This window comes from Pseudodesulfovibrio hydrargyri (assembly GCF_001874525.1).
In the GTDB taxonomy this organism is placed as follows: domain Bacteria; phylum Desulfobacterota; class Desulfovibrionia; order Desulfovibrionales; family Desulfovibrionaceae; genus Pseudodesulfovibrio; species Pseudodesulfovibrio hydrargyri.
On the sequence record NZ_LKAQ01000001.1, the window covers coordinates 682870 to 696288 of the forward strand.

Here is a 13419-nt window from a genome sequence, read left to right on the forward strand (position 1 = left end):
GGGAAGAGGGGAACCCTTTGAAAAGGCTTCCCTCTTCCCTTCCCCGGACCCCCATCCCCATCTCCCCTCCTAAACTTTTTTGGATGCGCAGTGCGCGCGTTCGGAGGGGGAGGAAAAGTTGTCTTCGTAAGAGGTGAACCCTGTCGAGTTCAGTATGTCAAAAGGGGCACGCGGGAAGGCTGACGCCCTCCCGTGCCGCCACAAAATCTAGGCGAACTGTTCCAGGAAACGGACGTCGTTCTCGAAGAACATGCGCAGATCGTCGATGCCGTACTTGAGCATGGCCATGCGCTCGACGCCGAGCCCGAAGGCGAAGCCCGTGTAGACCTCGGGGTCGTAGCCCACCGACCTGAATACGTTGGGATCGACCATGCCGCAGCCCAGGATCTCCACCCAGCCGGTGCCCTTGCAGACACGGCAGGTCTTTCCGTGCATCTCGCCCTTGCCGCCGCACACGGCGCAGGAGATGTCGACCTCGGCGCTGGGTTCGGTGAACGGGAAGAAGCTCGGACGGAAACGGACGTTGGTCTTGGGACCGAAGACCTTGCGCACGAACACGGTCAGGGTGCCGCGCAGATCGCCCATGGACACGTTTTTATCGACCAGCAGCCCCTCGATCTGATGGAACATGGGGGTGTGGGTCAGATCCGAGTCGCGGCGATAGACCTTGCCCGGGGCGATGACCGCCACCGGCGGCTGGCGCTTGAGCATGGAACGAATCTGCATGCCCGAGGTGTGGGTGCGCAGGACGATCTTCTCCGACACGTACAGCGTGTCCTGCATGTCGCGGGCCGGGTGGTCCGGCGGCATGTTCAGGGCCTCGAAGTTGTGCCAGTCGTTCTCCACCTCGGGCCCGGCGGCGTGCTCGAAGCCGAGCCCGACCAGGACCGAGGCGATCTCGTCCATGACCAGGGTCACGGGATGCAGGGAACCGGCCCACGGCTTGCGGCCCGGCATGGAGGGATCGAAGCGCGACATGGCCTGGCCCGCCTCGGCGGCGTTCAGCTCGGCCTCCCACGCGTCAAGCGTGGCCGTGATGGCCTGCTTGACCTCGTTGGCCTTCTTGCCGGCCTCGGGCTTGTCGGAATTGTCGAGCTTGCCGAGCCTGCCCATGATCTGGGCGAGCTTGCCCTTCCGGCCCAGGAACTCGATGCGGAGTTCCTCCAGTTCCTTTAACGAACAAGCCTGGCCCTTGCGCGATGCGCAATCCTGGGCCAGGCTGTCGAGTCCTTCCAGGAAGGACTTCAATTCACTACTCACGATTTAGCTCACTTTGGCCTTGGCTGCCTCGGCGATCTTGGCGAACACCTGCGGGTCGCGCACTGCCATATCGGCCAGAACCTTGCGGTTCAGCTCGATGCCGGCCTTCTTCAGGCCATCCATCAAACGGCTGTAGGACATGCCGTTGATGCGGGCGGCGGCGTTGATGCGCATGATCCACAGCTTGCGGAACTCGCGCTTCTTGCGCTTACGGTCCTTGTAGGCATGGCACAGGGCCTTTTCGACGCGCTCACGGGCGGTGCGGTACAGGCGGGAACCCGCTCCGCGATAGCCCTTGGCCATTTTCAGATATTTGTTGTGACGCCGCTTGGCGGCAACTCCACGCTTTACTCTCATGGTAAAACCTCCATCGCTTTTACCTCCCGGGCCGGACGGACTCCCCCGACGAGGTGGATTGCTTTATAGGGTTAAGGGATCAACGGGCATCTCGTCTGGGCGCAACCGGCGTACGTGCGAGTCGGGGCCGTTCCCCTCCTCTCTTGTGACGCCGCCGGATGGCCGTATCAGGCGGACTGCTAGCCGTTGGGCAACTGACGACGGACAGCCTTCATGTTCGCGGTGTCCACGGTAGCGGACTGACCGAGGCGGCGCTTTCTCTTGGCATTCTTCTTGGTCAGAATGTGCCTGAGATTCTTGCGGCGGCGCTTGAACTTGCCGGTCGCGGTCTTGGAGAACCGCTTGGCGGCTGCACGGCGGGTTTTGATCTTGGGCATAGTATCCTCCTAGAATGGGACCAGAGGTCCCTTCTCACGTCTCTATTTTTTCACCGGAGCGAGCATCATCGTCATGGTCCGTCCTTCCGACATGGGCTTGCTCTCGACTTTGGCTAAATCCTGGGTGTCCACCACGACCCGTTCGAGCATGGCCAGCCCGCGGTCCTTGTGGACGATCTCGCGTCCCCGGAAGAAGATGGTCACCTTGCAACGGTCGCCGCCTTCCAGGAACTTTACAATTTGTTTGAGCTTGGTCTGGTAATCGTGCTCGTCGGTCTTGGGCCGGAATTTGACTTCCTTGATCTTGATTACGGTCTGCTTCTTCTTCGCTTCCTGCAGCTTCTTCTGCTGCTGGTACTTGAATTTGCCGTAATCCATGATCTTGCAGACGGGCGGGTCGGCGTTGGGCGCGACCTCCACAAGATCGAGACCCTTTTCCCGGGCGCGATCAAGCGCGTCGCGGGTTGCCATCACACCGAGCTGCTCACCGTCATCGTCCACGACCCGCACCTTGGGGATGCGGATTCTTTCGTTCCGCCGGACCAGGTCTTCCCTCTTCTGGTCGCGGCGCATGTTACCCCGAAAAGCTATAGCTCATTCCTCCTGCTTTGAAGGGCGCCTTTGCAGCATCCAAAATCAACTGCGCGGCTTCCTCCAGTGTCACCATCCCGGGGTCTTCTCCGTCTCGCGAACGGATATTGACGCATCCGGCCTCAACCTCTTTGTCACCGATTACCAACATGTACGGGATCTTCTCAACCTGAGCCTCCCGTATCTTGTAGCCGAGCTTCTCGTTGCGGGTGTCCGCTTCGACGCGGATCCCCTTGGAGACGAGGAACGCCTCGGCTTTCTTTACGAAATCCGCTTGCGCGTCGGTCACGTTCAGCAACCGCGCCTGCACGGGCGCCAGCCAGACAGGATACGCGCCGGCACAGTGCTCCGTCAAGACGCCGATGAAGCGTTCGATGGAGCCGAGCATGGCGCGATGGATCATCACGGGCCGGTGCCTCTCACCGTCCTCGCCCACATATACTATGTCAAAGCGCTCTGGCAAGGTGAAATCCACTTGAATTGTGCCGCATTGCCAGCTTCTGCCGATGGAATCGCGCAGGTGGAAATCGATCTTCGGGCCGTAGAACGCGCCGTCGCCTTCGTTGATGGCGTACGGCATGCCCGATTTGTCGAGGGCCTGGCGCAAGCCCTCGGTGGCCAGCTCCCAGTCGGCGTCCGAACCGATGGACTTCTCCGGCCGGGTGGACAGTTCCACGTCGAACTCGTAGTCGAACAGCGCGTAGATGTCCTGGTAGAACTTGATCAGGTTGAGGATCTCCTCCTCCACCTGATCCGGGCGGCAGATCAGGTGCGCGTCGTCCTGGGTGAAGGTGCGCACGCGCATGAGCCCGTGGAGCACGCCGGACTTCTCGTGGCGGTGGACCACGCCCAGCTCGAAATAGCGCTGGGGCAGATCGCGGTAGCTCATGATCTTCCGTTTATAGATGATCATGTGCGCCAGGCAGTTCATGGGTTTGATGCCGTAGGCCTGCTCGTCGATCTCCGTGAAGTACATGTTCTCGCGGTAGTTGTCATAGTGGCCGGACTTCTCCCACAGCTCGCGCTTGAGAATGATCGGGCCCTGGACCAGCTGGTAGCCGCGCTTGAGGTGTTCCTTGCGCTCGAAGTCCTCGAGGATGGCGCGCAGGAGCATGCCGCGCGGGTGCCACAGGGACATGCCCGGGCCGACTTCCTCGCTGAACGAGAACAGGTCGAGCTGCTTGCCGAGCTTGCGGTGGTCGCGCTTCTTGGCCTCTTCCAGGCGGGCCAGGTGCTTCTTCAACGCCTTGGGGTCCTGCCAGGCGGTGCCGTAGATGCGCTGCAGCTGCTTGTTCTTCTCGTCGCCACGCCAGTAGGCCCCGGCCACGGAGAGCAGCTTGAAGGCCTTGATCTGGCCGGTGCGGGCCACGTGCGGGCCGCGGCACAGGTCGGCGAAGTCGCCGTGGGTGTAGATGGAAAATTCGTCGCCGCCCAGGTCGTCCATGATCTCGGACTTGTAGGTCTCGCCCATGGACTCGAAGAGCTTCTTGGCCTCGGCCTTGGACATGACCGTGCGCGTGAACTCCTTGTTCGCGCCCACCGAGGAGAGCATCTCTTTTTCGATGGCCTCCAGGTCCTCGGGCGTGAACGGGCGCTCGTAATCGAAATCGTAGTAGAAGCCGTCGGTGATGGACGGGCCGATGGTCACCTTGGCGGAGGGGAACAGCTTCTTGACGGCCTCGGCCATGACGTGGGCAGCGGAGTGGCGGATGACGCCGAGCCCTTCCTCGCTGTCGGCGAAGACGGGCTCGATGGTAGTGCAGGTCTCGGTAACGGGAGTGCTCAGGTCCACGATCGCGTCGCCGCACTTGACGGCCACGACGTTCTTGAACTGTTTCTTGGACAGCTCTTCCTGGAGGACGTCGGCGCAGGATGCGCCGTCGGCCGCTTCAACCTGTTTACCGGAGATTTCAACCAACACTTCATCTCTCCCTTGCCCGGCCGTGGCCGGATTCTTTGGGCGCGCCATGGGCCCGCCGTGTGACATCTGTTCCGATCCGCCGGAGCGGTTCGCGTTCTACTCCGGAGAAGGTAGGAACGGAACCCGGGGCCGTCAATGGGCAGACGGGCCGGACCGGCGTTTTCGCTTCAACCAAAAAATGGAAGGGAGGCCACTAGGCCTCCCTTCCGGGGATGTTCTGGTAGGCGCGGAGGGATTTGAACCCACGACCCTTTGCACGTCAAGCAAATGCTCTCCCCCTGAGCTACGCGCCTTCTCGTCGAAGCGGAGTGGAAACTATATGGAGGCCGGTTGGTTGTCAAGCACGTTGTGCGGATTTTTTCATTTTTCCGCATCCCGTTTCCGCCACCCCGCCGTAGACGCCGTCCCCGTGCCGTTTTCGTCCTTCTGGATGGCGCAACCACCCGTTTTACCGTACAGGTTACGGAGCACCAACACCAAGGAGAGAACCATGAATCCCATCGACATATCCGCAACCATCGTCGTGGAGGACCTGGACAAGGCCCGAGCCTTCTACACCACCCATCTGAACGGCCGTCTGATCTTCGACTGCGGCTGGTATATCGGCCTCCAGTTCGGCGAGGACGGCCCCACCCTGCACTTCATGCAGCCGCGGTCCCCGGACCATCAGCTCTACCAGGGCGGCCTGACCTACAACATCAAGCTGGAGAACGCGGCCAAGGTCGACGCGGCCCACGGCAAGGCCGTGAAAGCGGGCCTGCCCATGGTCATGCCCCTGGAGGACCACCCCTGGGGCGACCGGGGCTTCTGCACGCTGGATCCCTACGGCGTGGCCCTGTACGTCTACGTGGACATCGAGCCGAGCGAGGAGTTCAAGCAATACTATCTGTAATCGGGTGCGGGAAGCGCCCGATGTGCACGGGAACCCCGCTCACCCCTGCCCGTGCAACATCCCCAAAAAAAGCCGCCCCTTAGGGCGGCTTCATCTTTTCAGACGACGGGAACTAGCCCAGGTCATCCAGGGCCGCCCGCACCAGCTCGCCCACCGTGGTGTCGAGGATCTCGCGGTGGTGGAAGGTGCGGATTCCGGCCGGGTCGTCCTTGAGGGCCTCGAGCCGGGTCCGGGCCCCTTCGGCCTTTATCAGGCCGAGCACGCGGGCGGCGTAGGCCCGGTTGTAGGCGTCGGGGTCGTCCAGGCCGACCATCAGGAACCGCTCGCCGTGGGCCACCAGCTCGGGCCGGTACTCGGCCAGGCGGACCAGCCCCCAGTAGACGTCGCGCCTGAGCTCTGGGTGGTCCAGAAAATTGCCGTCGCACTCCTCGTCGCAGAATATGTAGGAAACCAGTATCTTGTGGAATTCTTCGGCAATGCGTCCGCTGTTGACCATGGCCTCGGCCATGAACAGCGGGATGCCCCAGCCGAGGTTGCCGGACTCCTCGTTCATGTACCACATCAAGGTGCGCATGATCACCCGCGCCTTTTCCATGGACGCCTCGGCCATGCGGGCGGCGGTCAGGCCGAACGCCGTGGCCGAGCGCCAGCGCACGGTTTCCAGCCGATCCAGACGCAGGTTGAGCAGCGGGGGGACCAGGTCGGCGGGGCGAAACCCGTCCAGCTCGGCCAGCCGGGCCTGCCAATCATCGTCGGCCAGGATATCTCGAACGGTCTTCTTGACGCTGCGGAATCGGGACATGGCACTCCTCCGATAAAAAAAGGGAGCCGTCACAGGACAGCCCCCTTAATATAATCATCTTCGCGGGTCGGGCAACAGGAGCGTTTACGCCCCGGCCTGCGCCTCCACTTCCTGCTTGAATTCGGCGGGCACCTCGAAGCCGGATTCCTCGGCCTTTTGGATGCACACGGCGGCCTCGGACCAGTTGCCGCGTTCGGCCTCGATGATCGCCTTGTTGTTCCAGCCCGGGCCGAAGTGGGCCTGCTTTTCGAGCAGGTTCCTGAGCACCTTGTCCGCCTCCTCAAAGTCGCCCATGGCGATAAGCACGCTGGACATGGTCGCCTGGGCCTGGGCGAACTCGGGGTCGAGCTTCAGGGCCTTTTTCAGGGACTTGTGGGCCTTGTCGTTGTCGCCCTGCTGCATGTAGACGAAACCGATGTTGCCCCAGGGCACGGCGAAGAACGGGCGCTGCTGGGTGGCCTGGACGTTGTAGCTCAGGCAGGAGTCCAGGTCGCCGCGCTGCAGGGCGATGCCGCCCAGCTGCACGTAGGCCTCGGCCATGCGCGGGGAATGGGCCACGGCGTCCAGAAACTCGCGTTCGGCCTCCATGAAATCGCGGCGGGAAAGATAGGCCACACCCAGATTGTAATGGGTGTTGCCGCAGGTCGGGTTGTCGCGCAGTTTGGACTTGAGATCGGCAATGTAATCTTCAATATTGTCGAATTGTTCCATTGGGTTATCCTTGCTTTATGGCTGGACGCCGTGTTTCTTGCAGTGCTCCGCGTACCAGAGGCAGAAATCGTAGACCGGGCGGATCTTCTCGAAGTTCATGACCAGCATCACGTTGAACTCGTTGATCTGATCGATGTACTCCTGGTTCAAATGCTTGCCCGACTCCCGGATGAACAGCTGGGTCAGCTGGGTCTGGGTCAGGCCGGTCTTCTCCACGCGGATGTCGATGGGGTCGAACGGGGCCTGGAACGGGTCCCAGTTCTCGTAGCCCAGGCGGTCCACGAACTTGCGCCGCCGGGGCGACATCTTTTCGTACATGAACCGCTTTCGGGCCTCGACCTCGTGGTCCGGCATCTCCTCGTAGTTCACCGTCTTGGTCATGGCCTATTCCTTCCGCCCAGGACAATGGACTCGCCGCAGGACGAGCAGGCGGACTTGGATTCGGTGCAGGAGGCGCAGGCCGAGGACTTGGCGGGCTCCTTGGCCGCCGCCGGGGCGACGATCTCCCTGGGCCGCTCCTCTTCCTCGGGGCTCTTTTCCTTGAGCGCGGTCTTCTCGCCCACGCCGAGGTAGGTCTCGTCATAATCGGTGACGATGGCCATGGACACGGGCAGAAGCATCTCGCCCAACTCCCGGAACCGGGAGCCGATGCCGGACTGAAGCTCCTTGCCGATGGCCAGCAGCCGGTCCAGGACCATGTCCATGTTCACCGTGGGATACTTCTCCCCGCCCTTGAAGCCCGCCTTGTTGCAGGTGTGGGCCTCGCCCCCGATGGAGGTGGGCACGCCGTACAACCGGCAGGTGATGGGCCGGTTTTCGTAGATGGAGCACAGGTCGTCGTCGCCGAGCATGGGACAGCGCACCCGGGCTTTGGCCACCTCGAGCAGGATGTCGTTGACAGGGCGGCCTTCCTGGCTCGCCTTGTAGACCTTGCGCTTGAGCTTGTGGATCTCGCGGTCGGCCTTGTCGGCGCGGTCCAGGATGGCCGAACGCTCCAGGCCGGAAAATTTCTCGTTGAACTTGGCGTTGATGTACATGCCCTCGACCAGGGTCACGTCGAACAGGGCGTAGCAGCAGTCGCTGCACCCCTTGCCGCACTTGACCAGGTCCGGCATCTCGGTCTCGAACTTCTTGAAGACCGCGTCGACCTCGGCCACGATGGCTTCGTATTTTTTGAAATACTCCGTAAAATCAAGGGCCATTGTCTGCTCCTGGGCCGGTCCGGCGAAAACGCCGGCATGGATGGTGTTTCGCTTGGGACCAATTAAGTCGTGATTCGGCGCCGTCAACCGCGCCGCCGCAAAATATGGAAGGGGCTTACCCTGGGAAATCGAGGCCTTCGAACGACGGCTTCGGCGAAAAAAAGGCGGCCCGGAACGTTTCCCCGTGGCCGCGACCCGCAGCGCGCCCATCGTCCGGCGGCCCCAAAAATGGAACGGGAGCGGCGGATATCCGCCGCTCCCGTAGCCATATCAGATCGAAAGACTAGTTCTCTTCGACAGTGATGGCGTCGTTTTCACAGACTTCGACGCAGGATTCACAACCGAGACATTCGTCTTCGTTGACCGCAACGGCTTTGCCGTCCTGAAGTTCGTAAACTTCAACGGGGCAAACATCCACGCATTCGCCGTCGCCGGTGCACTTGTCGGTGTCGATAGTGATAGTGTAGCCCATTTTTCCCTCCAGAAGATAATTGGGATGCCCCCTTCGGGGCTGTTTCTCGCGCTGCCCGTTCGCTTGCGACCGGGTCGGGACACGACATTTCAAAGTACGATTCCGGTCACGCGGGACCGGGCACGAACTTGCTGATATATTCAAGCCCGCCCTGTGTCAAGCCATGAAAGCGCTTTTCCAAAGTCCTACAAAATCGTGATCCGCGATGGCGACTTGTGGTGCGGCCCGGAGTCGTTTAACCTTATGGCCTGAAATCACGAGACCAACCAAACGAGGTACGCATATGTTCACCAACGACGAATTGAAAAAATATGCCGAAACCCTGTGGTGGGGGCTGTCCACCGCACGCACCAAACCGTACGAGCCCGGCGACTTCGTGCTCCTGCGCTTCGACCCCGACGCCCTGCCACTGGCCGAGGCCATGTTCGACCTGCTCATGGAAAAGGGCATCAACCCGATCCCGCGCCAGAACCTGTCCTCCAACATGGAGCTCTCCTTCTACGGCAAGGGAAGCGAGGCCCAGCTGACCGCCATCCCGTCCGGCGACCGCGAGTTCATCGGCGGCCTGAACGGGCTCATCTCGCTCATCGCTCCGGCCTCCCTGACCCACCTGCAGGATATCGACTCCAAACGCATAGGCCAGGCCGCCGTGGCCCGCAAGTTCATGCGCGACATCATGGAGAAGCGCGAGCAGTCCGGGGACTTCGGCTGGACCCTGTGCATCTACCCCACCCCGGCCCTGGCCGAGGCGGCCAAGCTGTCCATGGCCGACTTCAAGGCCCAGGTGGTCAAGGCCTGCTACCTGGACGACGACAACCCGCCCGAGCGCTGGAACGACATCTTCAAGGAAGCCGAGAAGGTCAAGGCGTGGCTGAACAACCTGACCATCGAGCACCTGCGCATCCAGTCCAAGGACACGGACCTCATCGTGGTCCCGGGCGAGCAGCGCCGCTGGCTCGGCGTGTCCGGCCACAACATCCCGTCCTTCGAGATATTCCTCTCCCCGGACTGGCGCGGCACCGAGGGCGTGTACTACGCCGACCAGCCCTCCTTCCGCTCCGGCAACTTCGTGGAGGGCGTGCGCCTGACCTTTGAGAAGGGCGTGGCCGTCAAGACCGAGGCCAAGACCGGCGGCGATTTCGTGGCCAAGCAGCTGACCCTGGACGACGGCGCCAACAGGCTGGGCGAGTTCTCCCTGACCGACCGCCGCTTCTCCAAAATCAACGCCTTCATGGCCAACACCCTGTTCGACGAAAACTTCGGCGGGCCCCAGGGCAACTGCCACGTGGCCGTGGGCGCGTCCTACGCCGACACCTTCTCCGGCGACCAGTCCACTCTGGACGAAGGGCTGAAAAGAGAGCTCGGCTTCAACGACTCCGCCCTGCACTGGGACCTGGTCAATACCCAGCAGAAAACCGTCACCGCCACCCTCAAGGGCGGTGAGGAACTCGTCATCTACACCGACGGCGAATTCCAGTACGAATAAGAAACGCCTCCGGCGGCCGGGGGAAGGGAGAGGGAAACCCTTTGAAAAGGGCTTTCCCTCTCCCCTTCCCCCGAACCCCCCATCCCCTCTCCCTTCCTAAACTTCTTGTGCCGCTTCGCGGGATAGGCCGTGCCGGAACGGAAAATCAGGAAAGGGTTTGCCTTTTTTCCCGCCGGAACGATACATCTACATATGTTTGAGTCCGTCGCGAAGCGCGATAAAAAGTTTTGAAGGTGAGTCCAGAGGGGAAACTTTTTCAGCGCCAGCTCTTAGTGAGTCTTCGAACTCTAGAGATGGCGGCAGCAGCGATTAAGTTTCCCCTCTGGCCGCCGGAGGCATTCCCACCATGAGCGAACGCAATATCTATCTGAAGACCGTGCCGCCCGAAGAGGCGGTGGCCCTGGCCAAGGCCAATCTGAACCGCGACGCCCTGCTCGGCACCGAGCGGGTGCCCACGCACGAAGCCGCGGGCCGGGTCACGGCCGGGCCCATCTACGCCAGGTATTCCTCGCCCACCTTTCACGCGGCGGCCATGGACGGCGTGGCCGTGGTGGCCGAATCCACCTTCGCGGCCCGCGAGGACGCGCCCGTGGCCCTGGAGCACGGCGAGGGATTTTTGTTCGTCAACACCGGCAATCCCCTGCCCGACGGCAAGAACGCGGTGGTCATGATCGAGGACGTGGTCCAGAAGGACAAATCCACCGTGCTCATCGACGGGCCCGCCTTTCCGTGGCAGCACGTGCGCCGCATCGGCGAGGACATCGTGGCCACGGAACTGCTCATCCCCCAGAATCGGGAGCTGACGCCGTCGGACATCGGCGCGCTCATCTCGGCGGGCATCTACGAGGTGGAGGTCCGCGACCGGGTCCGGACCATCTTCCTGCCCACGGGCGACGAGGTACTGAATTTCCTGGACAGGCCCGAGCCCAGAGCCGGGCAGGTCATCGAATCCAACTCCCAGGTCTTCCTGGCCTACGCCAAGGGCTGGGGCATCGACGCCCAGTGGTCTCCCCCGGTGCCGGACGACGAGGACGCCCTGCGCGAGGCGGTCCTGGACGGGCTGCGCAAAGGGTGCCACATGGTCGTGGTCGGCGCCGGATCGAGCGCCGGGAGCAAGGACTTTTCCAAGAAGGTCTTCAAATCCATCGGCACGGTCCTGGTCCACGGCATCTCGGTCATGCCGGGCAAGCCGAGCCTGCTGGCCGTGACCGACGAGCGCAGCGGGTATCCGGGCAGGCTCCTGGTGGGCGCGCCGGGCTATCCGGTGTCGGCCATCGTCTGCCACGAGAAGATCCTCGCGCCCGTGGTCCACTGGCTCATGGGCAAATCCGCGCCCGAGCGGGCAGAGGCGGACATCGTCCTGGCCCGCAAGACGCCGTCCAGGCCGGGCATGCGCGAGGCCATCCGGCTGGCCGCCGGGCGCATCGGCGAGCAGATCGTGGGCGCGCCTCTGGCCCGGGGCGCGGGCATGATCTCGACCATGACCAAGGCCCAGGCCGTGACCTACATTCCCGAAGACGTGGAAGGCGTGGAACAGGGCGAGACGGTCCGTGCCGAGCTGCTGGTCCACAAGGCCGACCTGGACCGGGTGCTGGTCCACGTGGGCAGCCACGACAACACCCTGGACCTCCTGGCCAACGAACTGATGGGGCTGTCCGATCCCCTGCGCCTGGTCTCGAGCCACGCCGGGTCCATGGGCGGCCTGACCGCGCTCAAGGCGGGCTCGGCCCTGTTCGCGGGCGCGCACCTGTTCGACCCCGACACCGGGGACTTCAACTTTCCGTTCATCAAGAGGTATTTGAGCGGCCTCCCGGTGACCGTGGTCAACCTGGCCATCCGCCACCAGGGGCTCATCGTGGCCAAGGGCAACCCCGAGTCCATCCGGGGCGTGGAGGACCTGACCCGCAGGGACGTGACCTTCATCAACCGCCAGCGCGGGGCCGGGACGCGCATCCTGCTCGACCACCATCTGAAAAGGGCGGGCATCGACCCGCGCGACGTGGCCGGGTACGAGAACGAGGAATTCACCCACATGGCCGTGGCCGTGAACGTGCTCACCGGCGCGGCCTCCTGCGGGCTGGGCATCTACGCGGCGGCCAAGGCGCTCGGCCTGGACTTCGTGCCCCTGGCCCACGAGCGCTACGACCTGGTCATTCCGGAGAAACACATGGACGACCCGCGCATCGGGACCCTGCTGGCGGTCATCGCCCAAAAGCCCGTCCAGACCAGGATCAAGGCCCAGGGCGGATACGAGACGGATCTGACCGGCCGCGTCATGGAGCCGGGCATGGGGTTGGGACAGGACTAGATCAGGGAGGCGGACTTGGCCTCTTTGGCCGGGCGGACCTCGACGGCCTTGGGGCCGGTCTCCTCGTCGGCCAGACCGAAGGTGACCTTTTCGCCGGGCTCCAGGGTCTGGAACCCGTCTCGGACGATCTCGGTGTAGTGGACGAAGACGTCGCGACCGTCCTCGCCGGCGATGAACCCGAACCCCTTCTGTTCGTTGAACCAGGTCACTTCACCCTTGTGTCGCATGGCTTCCTCCGCATGCTCGCGCATGGAATTTGCCCGATACTACCCGTTGGCCGGGGTCTTGGCAATGCGCCGACCGCCCCGGCCCGACAATGAAATCAGGACGCCTCGCCGTCGTCGCCGTCCGCTTCCGCGTCGTCGCCCGGATCAAAGCCGTCCTGCTTCTTCAGTTCCTTGCGCTTGAGTTTTTCCTCTTTCTTCTTTTTCTTCGCCAACTCTTTCTGCCGCTTTGCGAACTTGTAATTCGGTTTGGCCAAAACAACTCCCGGTTATTGGATGACCGGCCGGACGCCGGAGAATAAAAAGCCCGTCCCTCCCTTGAGAGAGACGGGCACAGATGCCATTAATGGCGGGTACGGACTACCAGCGGGGGCGCTCCGCACGGGGTTTGGCTTCGTTGACCTTCAGGTTACGGCCGCCGAAATCCTTGCCGTCCAGCGCCTCGATGGCGTCCAGAGCGGCGGAATCGTCGTCCATTTCCACGAAACCGAAACCGCGCGGGCGGCCGGTCTCACGGTCTTCGATCAGTTTGACGGAGGAAACCTGGCCGTGAGCTTCGAAAGCGGCGCGGACTTCGTCTTCGGTGGCGGACCAGGGCAGATTGCCGACATAGATATTCTTGGACATAATATTCACTCCTGGTGAATGCGATTTGATGCTTTCGCATCGATGAAATAATAAGAGAAGCAGCGTACACGATGCGCACACTGCTTCTCGATATACCTGTTTCCTTTCCCCAATCAGCGTCGGCCGGAAATGAGACCGTCCCCGAAGGGTCCCGCTGACACACTAGTGGGCACAGTTCTCCAAAAAACA

General features: G+C 62.4%; 16 protein-coding genes and 1 tRNA gene. 3 read left to right on the forward strand and 14 right to left on the reverse strand.

Annotated elements, in window-relative coordinates:
• Positions 1 to 207: 207 nt before the first annotated feature.
• The 6 genes from pheS to BerOc1_RS03210 all read right to left on the reverse strand — a co-directional run bounded on the left by pheS (position 208) and on the right by BerOc1_RS03210 (position 4799).
• A complete protein-coding gene (gene pheS / locus BerOc1_RS03185; protein ID WP_071544260.1) occupies positions 208 to 1260 on the reverse strand; it encodes a phenylalanine--tRNA ligase subunit alpha in 1053 nt (350 codons plus the stop codon).
• A 3-nt stretch (positions 1261 to 1263) separates the two neighbouring features.
• Positions 1264 to 1617: a 50S ribosomal protein L20 gene (rplT, locus tag BerOc1_RS03190; RefSeq protein WP_014321735.1), complete on the reverse strand. Its 354-nt coding sequence runs from the start codon at positions 1615 to 1617 to the stop codon at positions 1264 to 1266.
• 179 nt (positions 1618 to 1796) lie between these two features.
• On the reverse strand, positions 1797 to 1994 hold the full coding sequence (gene rpmI / locus BerOc1_RS03195) for a 50S ribosomal protein L35 (protein ID WP_071544261.1): 198 nt from the start codon (positions 1992 to 1994) through the stop codon (positions 1797 to 1799).
• A gap of 42 nt (positions 1995 to 2036) precedes the next feature.
• The gene (gene infC / locus BerOc1_RS03200) at positions 2037 to 2567 is read right to left on the reverse strand and encodes a translation initiation factor IF-3 (protein ID WP_071544262.1); all 531 of its coding nucleotides are present in this window, start codon (positions 2565 to 2567) and stop codon (positions 2037 to 2039) included.
• Position 2568: 1 nt separating this feature from the next.
• Positions 2569 to 4506 (reverse strand): threonine--tRNA ligase, encoded by a 1938-nt coding sequence (gene thrS, locus BerOc1_RS03205; RefSeq protein ID WP_071544263.1) that lies wholly within the window; start codon positions 4504 to 4506, stop codon positions 2569 to 2571.
• Positions 4507 to 4724: 218 nt separating this feature from the next.
• Positions 4725 to 4799, reverse strand: a tRNA-Val gene (locus BerOc1_RS03210).
• 197 nt (positions 4800 to 4996) lie between these two features.
• On the opposite strand from BerOc1_RS03210, the gene BerOc1_RS03215 reads away from it, so the two are divergent.
• The gene (locus tag BerOc1_RS03215) at positions 4997 to 5398 is read left to right on the forward strand and encodes a VOC family protein (RefSeq protein ID WP_071544264.1); all 402 of its coding nucleotides are present in this window, start codon (positions 4997 to 4999) and stop codon (positions 5396 to 5398) included.
• A 112-nt stretch (positions 5399 to 5510) separates the two neighbouring features.
• On the opposite strand, the gene BerOc1_RS03220 is transcribed toward BerOc1_RS03215, so the two are convergent.
• From BerOc1_RS03220 to BerOc1_RS03240, 5 genes are all read right to left on the reverse strand, one after another.
• On the reverse strand, positions 5511 to 6200 hold the full coding sequence (locus tag BerOc1_RS03220; protein WP_071544265.1) for a DVU0298 family protein: 690 nt from the start codon (positions 6198 to 6200) through the stop codon (positions 5511 to 5513).
• 84 nt (positions 6201 to 6284) lie between these two features.
• Entirely contained in the window at positions 6285 to 6911 is a 627-nt protein-coding gene (locus tag BerOc1_RS03225) for a tetratricopeptide repeat protein (RefSeq protein WP_071544266.1), read from the reverse strand.
• Between the two features lie 15 nt (positions 6912 to 6926).
• Positions 6927 to 7292 (reverse strand): hypothetical protein, encoded by a 366-nt coding sequence (locus BerOc1_RS03230; protein ID WP_071544267.1) that lies wholly within the window; start codon positions 7290 to 7292, stop codon positions 6927 to 6929.
• Positions 7289 to 8113, reverse strand: coding sequence for a YkgJ family cysteine cluster protein (locus tag BerOc1_RS03235; protein ID WP_071544268.1), 825 nt, complete (start codon positions 8111 to 8113; stop codon positions 7289 to 7291). The genes BerOc1_RS03230 and BerOc1_RS03235 overlap by 4 nt, the downstream gene beginning before the upstream one ends.
• A gap of 283 nt (positions 8114 to 8396) precedes the next feature.
• On the reverse strand, positions 8397 to 8585 hold the full coding sequence (locus tag BerOc1_RS03240) for a ferredoxin (RefSeq protein WP_066802455.1): 189 nt from the start codon (positions 8583 to 8585) through the stop codon (positions 8397 to 8399).
• 283 nt (positions 8586 to 8868) lie between these two features.
• On the opposite strand from BerOc1_RS03240, the gene BerOc1_RS03245 reads away from it, so the two are divergent.
• Both BerOc1_RS03245 and BerOc1_RS03250 read left to right on the forward strand, forming a co-directional pair.
• Positions 8869 to 10071, forward strand: a complete 1203-nt coding sequence (locus BerOc1_RS03245; protein ID WP_071544269.1) for an aminopeptidase — start codon at positions 8869 to 8871, stop codon at positions 10069 to 10071.
• Between the two features lie 346 nt (positions 10072 to 10417).
• Entirely contained in the window at positions 10418 to 12379 is a 1962-nt protein-coding gene (locus tag BerOc1_RS03250; protein ID WP_071544270.1) for a molybdopterin biosynthesis protein, read from the forward strand.
• Here the strand turns inward: BerOc1_RS03250 and BerOc1_RS03255 are convergent.
• From BerOc1_RS03255 to rbp, 3 genes are all read right to left on the reverse strand, one after another.
• Positions 12376 to 12606 carry a cold-shock protein gene (locus BerOc1_RS03255; RefSeq protein WP_071544509.1) on the reverse strand — a complete coding sequence of 77 codons (231 nt, stop codon included), beginning with the start codon at positions 12604 to 12606 and terminating at the stop codon, positions 12376 to 12378. The two genes, BerOc1_RS03250 and BerOc1_RS03255, sit on opposite strands and share 4 nt — an antisense overlap.
• A gap of 95 nt (positions 12607 to 12701) precedes the next feature.
• On the reverse strand, positions 12702 to 12860 hold the full coding sequence (locus BerOc1_RS18985; protein WP_165610769.1) for a hypothetical protein: 159 nt from the start codon (positions 12858 to 12860) through the stop codon (positions 12702 to 12704).
• A 103-nt stretch (positions 12861 to 12963) separates the two neighbouring features.
• Positions 12964 to 13230, reverse strand: coding sequence for an RNA-binding regulator (gene rbp / locus BerOc1_RS03260; RefSeq protein ID WP_071544271.1), 267 nt, complete (start codon positions 13228 to 13230; stop codon positions 12964 to 12966).
• Between the last annotated feature and the right edge of the window lie 189 nt (positions 13231 to 13419).

Coding starts and splice junctions, on each gene's coding strand:
- rplT (WP_014321735.1), bottom strand. CDS start 1,617: ATGAGAGTAAAGCGTGGAGTTGCCGCCAAGCGGCGTCACAACAAATAT.
- rpmI (WP_071544261.1), bottom strand. CDS start 1,994: ATGCCCAAGATCAAAACCCGCCGTGCAGCCGCCAAGCGGTTCTCCAAG.
- infC (WP_071544262.1), bottom strand. CDS start 2,567: ATGCGCCGCGACCAGAAGAGGGAAGACCTGGTCCGGCGGAACGAAAGA.
- BerOc1_RS03215 (WP_071544264.1), top strand. CDS start 4,997: ATGAATCCCATCGACATATCCGCAACCATCGTCGTGGAGGACCTGGAC.
- BerOc1_RS03220 (WP_071544265.1), bottom strand. CDS start 6,200: ATGTCCCGATTCCGCAGCGTCAAGAAGACCGTTCGAGATATCCTGGCC.
- BerOc1_RS03225 (WP_071544266.1), bottom strand. CDS start 6,911: ATGGAACAATTCGACAATATTGAAGATTACATTGCCGATCTCAAGTCC.
- BerOc1_RS03230 (WP_071544267.1), bottom strand. CDS start 7,292: ATGACCAAGACGGTGAACTACGAGGAGATGCCGGACCACGAGGTCGAG.
- BerOc1_RS03235 (WP_071544268.1), bottom strand. CDS start 8,113: ATGGCCCTTGATTTTACGGAGTATTTCAAAAAATACGAAGCCATCGTG.
- BerOc1_RS03240 (WP_066802455.1), bottom strand. CDS start 8,585: ATGGGCTACACTATCACTATCGACACCGACAAGTGCACCGGCGACGGC.
- BerOc1_RS03245 (WP_071544269.1), top strand. CDS start 8,869: ATGTTCACCAACGACGAATTGAAAAAATATGCCGAAACCCTGTGGTGG.
- BerOc1_RS03250 (WP_071544270.1), top strand. CDS start 10,418: ATGAGCGAACGCAATATCTATCTGAAGACCGTGCCGCCCGAAGAGGCG.
- BerOc1_RS03255 (WP_071544509.1), bottom strand. CDS start 12,606: ATGCGACACAAGGGTGAAGTGACCTGGTTCAACGAACAGAAGGGGTTC.
- rbp (WP_071544271.1), bottom strand. CDS start 13,230: ATGTCCAAGAATATCTATGTCGGCAATCTGCCCTGGTCCGCCACCGAA.